The organism is Paenibacillus foliorum (assembly GCF_013141765.1).
Taxonomy (GTDB): Bacteria; Bacillota; Bacilli; order Paenibacillales; family NBRC-103111; genus Paenibacillus_S; species Paenibacillus_S foliorum.
Window position 1 is genome coordinate 1 of sequence record NZ_WHOD01000034.1, and the last position, 1,726, is coordinate 1,726.

Below are 1,726 nucleotides of genomic sequence, written 5' to 3' on the forward strand. Positions count from 1 at the left end.
ATAGAGTTCAGAGTTAACTTGAGGCTACTGTTCCTTTGCATAATTCAACCCTAAGTGATGGGCTTGGTTAAGCAGCATCTCATAATGCTTGGGATTGGAATCCAAAGTCTCGTATAATAAACTAACCTTTGAATTGGAAACACCGCAATAATCTGCAATTCCCACATTGAGCAGATGAGTAATCATTTCATCATAGTTACGCTTTTTCATCTGTTCTTTGGAAGCGCCCGCCAAACCAATCCACAAGACATGCTGATGATGAAGCTGGTTCGAACCGTATGCAAACCCATTGTTCCATACACGGTCAATATAACCTTTTAGCATGGCTGGCAAATGCCACCACCAAATTGGAAAAATAAATGCTAAGGCATCATGCTCCTTCATGCGCCTTATTTCAAGTTCCACCTCAGGAGAAAAGGACTGTTTCGCAGCTGACGAATCAGGTTCATCTACTCCTTTTAAAACAGGGTCAAAGCCAATCCGGTGTAAATCCAATATCTCATAGTCGTGGCCGGCCTCGGCAAGACCTTGAACGAAACGATCGGCAACCTTAAAGGTCAGAGAATCCTCTCTCGGGTGCGAAACAACGCTTAATACTCTCATACTTGTATCATCCCTACCTTTCTCAACATCCAACTTGTAGCCATTATCAATGGCTGATGCTATTATAAACAGTATTAAAATAATCCGGAAGTACGCACTTTCAAGTTCTATAGGATGATACAGGTGCCATAGGAACATAGAAGTGCCCTAGATATAGACGCCCGAAACTTACCTGAGTAACGGATGAGTGAACGAATGTTATGTTCCTAGCAAAAACTTTAACGGAGGGTAATTGATGACTGAAAAGAGGGAAAATAGCGTTCAAAAGAAGTATAAAGTTGGTGTGGAGGCGGCATTAGAAGTAATGGGGGGGAAATGGAAGCCTTTAATCATCTATCATTTGATGACAGGACGGAAACGGACGTCTGAGCTTCGACGGTTAATGCCCGGCATTACGCAAAAAATGCTGACCACTCAACTAAGAGGCCTGGAAAAGGATGAGATTATTGCACGAAAGGTTTATAAAGAGATCCCACCTAAAGTGGAGTATGAGTTAACTTCCTACGGCTGGGGATTAAAGCCCGCGCTAGACCATTTATGCTATTGGGGAGAGGATCACCTGGAAAAGGTCCATGGTGACAAATCTAAGGTTTTAGAAGAGTTTTAAGGCTGTACAAAGTAAATTTTGCACTTAAAGGAATGGGTGTTGGGGATTGCCAATGGGCTAACCTAATACCCGATCGATTGCAGGCCAATGGCAACGGCCCTAGCCTCATGAAACGCAGGCTAGGTTGTTTTTGCACTGCAGCTCCGCTTAATCCGATACCGTCATTTCATCTGCCACATTCGTTACCATGATGCGCTTGATCGTATCGGCATCGAAGGATTGCCCGAGAGCCTAAATCAGCTACGACACCAGCGCCTCGGTCGTCATGTCGTAGTCGGGAAACGCGCCTGCGGCCAGCGCGGTGCGCCCGACATCGTCGCGATCGGGCGGCGGGATTGCGCAGCAGACGGTCATCTCGGATATATCCCAGATCGAGGTAGTTGGCGCTCTCGTTCTTAAAACAAATGCTGCTGGCTATATGAGCCGTACTATTCCATTAACATCTTTCAAAGTAGCATTTCTGATTTTCAAACTTATATTACCATGCTAACTTGCCCGGTAGCTTAATGGGACGTT

The 1,726-nt window shown here is 45.1% G+C and carries 2 protein-coding genes; one reads left to right on the forward strand and one right to left on the reverse strand.

What is annotated here, in order from left to right:
* Window positions 1-24: 24 nt before the first annotated feature.
* A complete protein-coding gene (locus GC093_RS07810) occupies window positions 25-603 on the reverse strand; it encodes an NAD(P)H oxidoreductase (protein WP_171651314.1) in 579 nt (192 codons plus the stop codon).
* A gap of 235 nt (window positions 604-838) precedes the next feature.
* Here GC093_RS07810 and GC093_RS07815 point away from each other — a divergent pair, with 235 nt between their 5' ends.
* Window positions 839-1,210: a winged helix-turn-helix transcriptional regulator gene (locus GC093_RS07815; RefSeq protein ID WP_171651315.1), complete on the forward strand. Its 372-nt coding sequence runs from the start codon at window positions 839-841 to the stop codon at window positions 1,208-1,210.
* Window positions 1,211-1,726: the final 516 nt, after the last annotated feature.

What these genes read in the sequence shown, in the direction of transcription:
- GC093_RS07810 (WP_171651314.1), bottom strand. Translation starts at nt 603, where the DNA reads ATGAGAGTATTAAGCGTTGTTTCGCACCCGAGAGAGGATTCTCTGACC.
- GC093_RS07815 (WP_171651315.1), top strand. Translation starts at nt 839, where the DNA reads ATGACTGAAAAGAGGGAAAATAGCGTTCAAAAGAAGTATAAAGTTGGT.